This is a genomic window from Prauserella cavernicola (genome assembly GCF_016595675.1).
GTDB lineage: Bacteria > Actinomycetota > Actinomycetes > Mycobacteriales > Pseudonocardiaceae > Prauserella_A > Prauserella_A cavernicola.
Genome location: NZ_JAENJH010000006.1, coordinates 390,039 through 396,541 on the forward strand (window position 1 = coordinate 390,039; position 6,503 = coordinate 396,541).

The following is a 6,503-nucleotide window of genomic DNA, read 5'->3' on the forward strand; positions in this document are numbered from 1 at the left end:
TGCCGGCTCGCTCATGGGCGGGCCGGCACCACCGCCGTTACTCGGCGTCGGGGTGGTGCGGGTCCTGCCTCGTGCGGCGGGCCAGCAGCAGGGCACCGGTGCCGACGACGAGGAGGGCACCGCCCGTGAGGGCGATCGGCAGCACGTTCGTGCCCGTCGCGGCCAGGCCCGTGGTCACGGTGACCGTGCCGGTGACGGTCGCGCCGGAGGGGTCCTTGGCCGTGTAGCGGACGGTGTCCTGGCCGAGGAAGTCCTGGTCCGGCGTGTAGGTGAGCGTGCCGTCGGAGTTGACGGTCACGCTGCCGTTCGCGGGGTCGTCGGCGTGTGTTGCGCTCAGCTCGTCCGGCAGGGTGATCGTGACCGGCGTGTTCGCCTCGGTCGACACCGAGATCGGGGGCGCCTCGTCGGTCGTCGGTGACGTCGGCTCGCTCGTCGGGCTCGGCTCCGGCTCGGGTGCGGGCGGTGACGTCGGCTCGGTCGTCGGTTCCGGCTCCGGGGTCGCGCAGGTCAGGGTGAGCGCGACGCCCGAGGTGTCCTCGGTCGCCTCCACCGGCTGGGTCGCGGAGGGGCCTGCCTCGGTGCCGTCGGCCGGGTCGGCGGCGACCTGGTAGGTGCCAGCCACCAGGCCAGGGAAGGCGTAGGCGCCGTCGCTGGTCGTGGTGGTCACGGGTGCGCCCTCGGCGTCGAGCACGGGTTCGCCGTCGGCGTCGAGCAGGCGAACCGTCGTGTCCGGTGCGGGGTCACCGCAGTCGGTGCCCACCGTGCCCGCGATCTCCACGGGCAGCGCGGCCGTCCACAGTTGATAGACCGGGATGCCGCTCTGCACCGCGAACGTGAGCGTCACCGAGCTGATCGGCACCGTGGGCCGGAACCAGCCCGCCGCGCCGGAGGTGTCCGCGCCGTTGCCGATGAGCGTCGCGGACTCCGGGTCCCACCGCGGCACGTCGGTGAAGGGGCCGGAACCGGTGCACGTGGACGGTGCGGGGGAGTTCTCGCAGTAGTTGAACGATTCCTGCCAGCCCAGGTCGGCTGCGGCCACCGGGGCGCCGTCCGCCCCGGTGGCCGACACGGTCACGGTGTCGGCGTCCACGTCGCCCAGCGCGAAGCCCCAGCCCACCGGAGTGGGGGAGTCGAAGGTGATCGTGGTGTCCGACGGCGCTCCGCCCCGGGCGGTGCGCAGCAGCAGGTACTCCTTGCCCTGCGAGCTGCCGTGCGCGGCGCCGAACGGCGTTGAGTCGCCGAGGAACGCCGCGCCACCCGACCCGGTGCGGGCAGACGAGCTCGTGGTCTCGAACCCCGCTGCCGGGAACCCGGTCAGCGGGGTGGACAGCGAGCCCGCCTGCCCCTCCACGTCCCATTCGCCGTACCCCGACGAGTCCGGGGCGGCTGCTGATGTGCCGATCGAGATACCGGGTATCGCGACCGCGACTGCTGCCACGGCGACGGTGCGAACGCAGCGGATCACGGAGACTCCACAGTGGAAGGCTGGCTGACCTGGTCAAACTAGCCTCCGGCACACTGATGTCGACGTTCGCCGCGCTACTCGTTAGACCGAACGAGACCTCGTGGTCATCACGTCAGGTGATGCGCACGACGTCACGTCGTGGGCGCCGGGCCACCGGTCGCGGCCCCGACGTGCACCGTGTGGCTGTCCGGCGTGGCGTCGACCGAGTCGAGCGTCCACGGCACACTGATCGCCGGTGCCTCCGGGTTGCCCGGAGTGTCCACTGTGATCGCGAGGGGCTTCTGCTGCTGGTCGTTCGCCGCGATGGCCGTCCAGCGCAGGTTCACGTGCGCCGACGAGCCGTCGCGCAGGTACACGTGCGGCGCGTCCGAGGGAGCCTCATTCGACAGCAGCACGTCATGGGCGCCGACCAGGTTCACGGGCACGCTGCCGGAGAGATAGCAGGCCTCGCCGGGCTTGGCCGTGAACTCCAGGTAGCCGTAGCGACTGCCCGCGCCCGGCTCGCCGGGGACGAGCGTGGTGTCGACCTGCTGGGCGGTGCAGCCCAGATCCGTCGACTCGGCCTGGGCCGCGCCTGAGGCCAGCGTGGCGACACCGGCGGCCATGGTCGCGACGGCGAGCGTGGCACCGGTCCTGCGGAGGTGTGTCCGAATGGTCATCGATCTCTCCCCTTCCTGCGCCTGCCAGGCGGACGATCCACCTGGCTGCGATCGATCTCGTGGATCGCATTCACCAGGAGGACGCCCGGCCACCCCGCCGCGGATGCCTCGCGGTGGCATCGGTCGCACGAAAGCAACCCGAACCGCCCTGAGACGTCATGGAGAAAGAGGTTCCGGAGTCGGACTATCTGGACACAGTAGACAGTACGGATGGGACGGTGGGAGCGGGCCGACGTCGACCCGCTCCCAGGACCTCACCGTTGTCCGGGCATCGCGACGTGCGCTTGCCGCGCCCAGGGCTCGAGCAGGCCGAGCGTGTCGGCGTGCAGCGTGACCCCGTGCTCGAGCTGGTCCGCCCGGGAGGCCAGGGCCCGCTCACCGGGGAGCCGGATCGTGCGGTCCGGAGCGCCGGGATCGGCGCGGATGGACTCGACGAGGTGATCGACCTCGTCGAGGAACTCGTCGGCGCCCGCGAACCTCGCCGGGTCGAGGATCTGCAGGAAGACGCCCTGGCCGTGCCGGTCCGGTTGCGCGCGCCGCCCGTACCCGGGCAGGGCGAGCGACAGCGCCTCGGACATCAGCCCGAACCCGAAGCCCTTGTACCCGAACTCGCTCTGGCCCAGCGGTTGGATGGAGCCAGGGGGAGTGGACGTGAGCACCGTCGGGTCGTCGGTGGGTCTGCCGCCGGCGTCGAGCAGCCACTGCCCCGGGAGCCGCTCGCCCCGGGCGGCGTAGCTGTCGAACAGCGCGTTGCTGCCGACGGAGGTGCACTGGTCGATCAGGATGGGATCGGTGCGCGTCGGGATGCCCATCGCGATCGGGTTCGTCGTGATGACGGGCCGGGTGCCGCCGGGCGCGGCGACCGAGGCGACACCGGGGTTGGTCGCGGTCAGCGTCACGAGCAGTCCACGTTCGGTGAACGGCAGCAGGTAGCTCTGCAGGCATCCGATGTGGGAGCAGTTCGCGATGGTGGCGATGATCAGGGCGATGGCGTCTTCGAATCCGTGGTAGCACGCGAAGATCGTGAATCCGAGCAGGACGGCCACGATGGTGTTCTCCCACCAGCGGTTGCGCCGCGTCCCCGTCATGCTCGAGCGGTTCAGCATGAACAGCAGGGCGCCGATGGTGAGCACCAGCATCGGCGCCTGGAACGACACCAGTGCGATGGTCAGCGCCGTGAAGCCCGGCGCCCACGGCAGTGACCACACCACCGCGCTCAGCCCGATCACGAGGAAGATCCGGTAGCGCCTGCCGCGGCCGTCCACCTGGGACTCGCTCGTGGGCATGCTCGGCTCCGAGAGGACTGGTTCATCGCTTCGGCGCCGATGGCGAGTTCGACGGCGACGTGCTCCACCACGGCGGCTACGTGTTCTACCGGGAGGGCAGCCGAGCCCACCGGGACGCGGTGGCGAGGTCCGGGAGCTAGGGGAGTGGCTGCTGTGCCGTGGTCAGCGAGTCGCCCGCCACCCCGTGTGTCGCGGCGTGCAGCGCCTCGACGAGCCGGGCCGCCGCGTCGATCGTGGTTCCGTTCAGCATCGCCGAGGCGAGGTCCTCACTGGTGATCCGCAGCGCGCCCGCGATCGCGGCCGCTTGCACACGCACGGCCAGCTCGCCGGGCGGGCGGCCAAGGCGCTCCGCGACCAGTTCCGCGAGCATCGCCTCCGCGCGCTCGTAGACCACCAGCCAGACTGCTCGCAGGGCGGGCTCGGTGCGGGACAACCCGATCACGGAGAGCACGGCCTCCCGGTCGGCGACGGCCTCCGGGTCGTTGTTGCGCGGCCCGCCCACCAGGTGCTCGTCCAGTGACTGGTCTACGGGCCAGCGGCGCAGGGTGGCGATGAAGGAGTCCACGCTGCGCGTCAGTACGGGCTCCACGCACTCCTCCTTGGCGCGGAAGTACCGCCAGAGGGTACGGGCCGACAGTCCGACCTCCTCGGCGATCCGTTCGCCGCTGGTCCCGGCGACGCCGTGCTCGCGGAACAGGCGGACGGCCGCGCGCGAGATCTCCAGTCGCAGCCGTGCCCTGCGCTGCTCCGTCATCGGGCGCCTGCCCCGACGGGCGCCTTCGGGCGCTGTGCCGGTCTGCGTGGACGCGAGCGCGGCCATCTCTGCTCCTGACTGTCGTCCGGTGCGAGTCGTCAGCGTATCGTCGCATGGTGACTAATTGACACTTTGTGCCATTATTGTGGTGGCTGATCTTGTCGATCGTCCCCACCGGCAGAGACCGCACGACGCGCTGGAGGACCACGTGACCACCACCGAGACCGGGACATGCCCGTTCGCCCACACCTACCCGCTGGGCGAGGCCGCCGAGCTCGACTTCGATCCCGGCTACGCCGAGCTGCGCCGCGAGGAACCGCTGGCTCGCATCCAGATGCCCTACGGCGAGGAGGGCTGGCTGGTCACGCGCTACGACGACGTGCGCACCGTGCTGTCGGATCCGCGGTTCAGCCGCGCCGCCGTGGTCGGTGCCGACATCCCGAGGACGGTGCCGGAGCGCCCTGGCCGCCCGGAGACCATCGTCAACATCGACCCGCCCGAGCACGGCCGCCTGCGCAGGCTCGTGGCCGCGACGTTCACGGCACGGCGGATGGAGCAGATGCGTCCGCACGTCGAGGAGATCGCCGACCGGCTCGTGGACGAGCTCATCGAGGGCGGCAAGCCGGGCGAGCTCGTCTCGACGGTGTCGATGCCGCTGCCCGTGGTGGTGATCTGCGAGATGCTCGGCGTGCCGCTCGAGGGCCGCGACATCTTCCGCGCGGGCGCCGACGCGGCCCTGTCCACCTCAGCGATCCCCGTGGAGCGGCGGCAGCAGGCCTTCGTCGACCTCTCGAACTACATCGCCTCGCTCATCGACGAGCGCCGGAACCGTCCCGAGGGCCCCGGCGACGACCTGATCGGCGGGCTGATCCAGGCCAGGGATGGCGACGGTGACCGGCTCTCCGAGCCCGAGATGGTCTCGCTCGGCGTCGCGATCCTGGTCGCGGGCCACGAGACCACCATGAACATGATCGGCAACATGGTCTACACCCTGCTCTCCGACCGGTCGCGCTGGGAAGCGCTGGTCGCGAACCCCGACGGCGTTCCCGCCGCCGTCGAGGAGATGCTGCGTTTCACCCCGCTCGGCAGGCAGGGCGGGCAGCCCCGGATCGCGACCGAGGACGTCGAGCTCACAGGCGGCACCGTGCGCGCGGGGGAGGCCGTGCTGGTGTCGACCAACGCCGCCAACCGCGATCCCGAGGTGTTCGAGCACCCGGAGGAACTGCGGCTGGATCGCACCCCAGGGGCGCACGTCGCGTTCGGCTTCGGCCCGCACCACTGCCTCGGCGCGTCGCTCGCGCGCATGGAGTTGCAGACCGTGCTGCGCACACTGGCGACCAAGCTGCCCACGCTCGATGTCAGCGGCGACGTCGAATGGCGCACCACATCGATCGTCCGCGGTCCCGCGCGGCTCACCGTCACCTGGTGAACGACGACGGTCCGAGATCTCTCGTTCCCCGATCGCCGACGGCGGTCAGCCGAGGTCGTCGGGGACGATGCGGAGTTTCTCCGCGATGCGGACGAGCGCCTTCTGATCGGTGGCGTTGAGCGAGTCGAGGACCATGCGCCGTACGGCGCGCAGGTGCGTGGGCGCTGCGAGGTGCACCAGGTCGAATCCGTCGTCGGTGAGTTCGGCGAGGGTGTAGCGGCCGTCGGCCGGGTCGGGTGTCCGCACGACCCAGCCGCGCTGTTCGCAGCGTTTGACGACATTGGACAGACGGGAGAGCGAGCCGCTGGCGAGGAAGGCGAGCTCGCCCATCCGCAGCTTGCGCTGCGGGGCCTCGGAGAGGTGGCTGAGCACGAGGTACTCGAACAGGGTGAGGCCGTGGTCCTGCCGCAGCGGTGACTCCAGCTTGCCGGGCAGCAACAGGACCAGGGAGATCAGCCCCGTCCACGCCGCCTTCTCCTGCTCGTCGAGCCAGCGCGGCTCCTCGTCGTGCTCGTGTTCGCCCGTGTCGCTCATCGATCTTCCCGCCCTCCGGCGATGGTGCCATCACTTTGCGCTTGAAGTCATTGCTTGCTAGTATCACTTTACGCGTGAAGTGATGCGCGTGGACGAGCACCCCCTATGGACAGGAAGCGTTCATGAGCACCGTTACTTTCGGCGTTGTTCCGGGTTATGGCGAGAAGTTGCACGAGATTCATGGCTACAGCGGGGCGGTTCGTGTGGGGGATCGGGTTGAGATCTCGGGTCAGGCTGGGGTGGATGACGATCTGGTGATTCCGGATTCGTTGGAGGAGGAGATCGTCCGGGCTTTCGACAATGTGGAGCGCACGTTGGCCACGGTGGGTGCGTCGTGGAGGGACGTTATCCATGTGAACTCGTATCACAAGGTGGC

The 6,503-nt window shown here is 70.3% G+C and carries 7 protein-coding genes; 2 read left to right on the forward strand and 5 right to left on the reverse strand.

Annotated features, from left to right (window positions below):
- Positions 1–37 precede the first annotated feature (37 nt).
- The 4 genes from JHE00_RS35950 to JHE00_RS24280 form a co-directional block, all read right to left on the reverse strand.
- Positions 38–1,465: an Ig-like domain-containing protein gene (locus tag JHE00_RS35950; protein WP_200322060.1), complete on the reverse strand. Its 1,428-nt coding sequence runs from the start codon at positions 1,463–1,465 to the stop codon at positions 38–40.
- A gap of 131 nt (positions 1,466–1,596) precedes the next feature.
- Positions 1,597–2,124: a DUF4232 domain-containing protein gene (locus JHE00_RS24270; protein ID WP_200322062.1), complete on the reverse strand. Its 528-nt coding sequence runs from the start codon at positions 2,122–2,124 to the stop codon at positions 1,597–1,599.
- 254 nt (positions 2,125–2,378) lie between these two features.
- The gene (locus JHE00_RS24275) at positions 2,379–3,410 is read right to left on the reverse strand and encodes an Ldh family oxidoreductase (protein WP_200322064.1); all 1,032 of its coding nucleotides are present in this window, start codon (positions 3,408–3,410) and stop codon (positions 2,379–2,381) included.
- A 136-nt stretch (positions 3,411–3,546) separates the two neighbouring features.
- Complete coding sequence (locus JHE00_RS24280; RefSeq protein WP_230424829.1) at positions 3,547–4,230, reverse strand: TetR/AcrR family transcriptional regulator; 684 nt, start codon at positions 4,228–4,230, stop codon at positions 3,547–3,549.
- A gap of 142 nt (positions 4,231–4,372) precedes the next feature.
- On the opposite strand from JHE00_RS24280, the gene JHE00_RS24285 reads away from it, so the two are divergent.
- Entirely contained in the window at positions 4,373–5,593 is a 1,221-nt protein-coding gene (locus JHE00_RS24285; RefSeq protein WP_307832084.1) for a cytochrome P450, read from the forward strand.
- Positions 5,594–5,638: 45 nt separating this feature from the next.
- Here JHE00_RS24285 and JHE00_RS24290 read toward each other — a convergent pair whose 3' ends face one another.
- Positions 5,639–6,127 carry a MarR family winged helix-turn-helix transcriptional regulator gene (locus tag JHE00_RS24290; RefSeq protein ID WP_200322066.1) on the reverse strand — a complete coding sequence of 163 codons (489 nt, stop codon included), beginning with the start codon at positions 6,125–6,127 and terminating at the stop codon, positions 5,639–5,641.
- Between the two features lie 122 nt (positions 6,128–6,249).
- Between JHE00_RS24290 and JHE00_RS24295 the strand changes: the two genes are divergently transcribed.
- Positions 6,250–6,503, forward strand: a 254-nt coding sequence (locus JHE00_RS24295) for a Rid family hydrolase (RefSeq protein ID WP_268958375.1), incomplete at its 3' end; no start/stop codon positions are given.

Excerpts from the sequence above, each read along its gene's own strand:
- JHE00_RS24270 (WP_200322062.1), bottom strand. The coding sequence starts at position 2,124 with ATGACCATTCGGACACACCTCCGCAGGACCGGTGCCACGCTCGCCGTC.
- JHE00_RS24275 (WP_200322064.1), bottom strand. The coding sequence starts at position 3,410 with ATGCCCACGAGCGAGTCCCAGGTGGACGGCCGCGGCAGGCGCTACCGG.
- JHE00_RS24280 (WP_230424829.1), bottom strand. The coding sequence starts at position 4,230 with ATGGCCGCGCTCGCGTCCACGCAGACCGGCACAGCGCCCGAAGGCGCC.
- JHE00_RS24290 (WP_200322066.1), bottom strand. The coding sequence starts at position 6,127 with ATGAGCGACACGGGCGAACACGAGCACGACGAGGAGCCGCGCTGGCTC.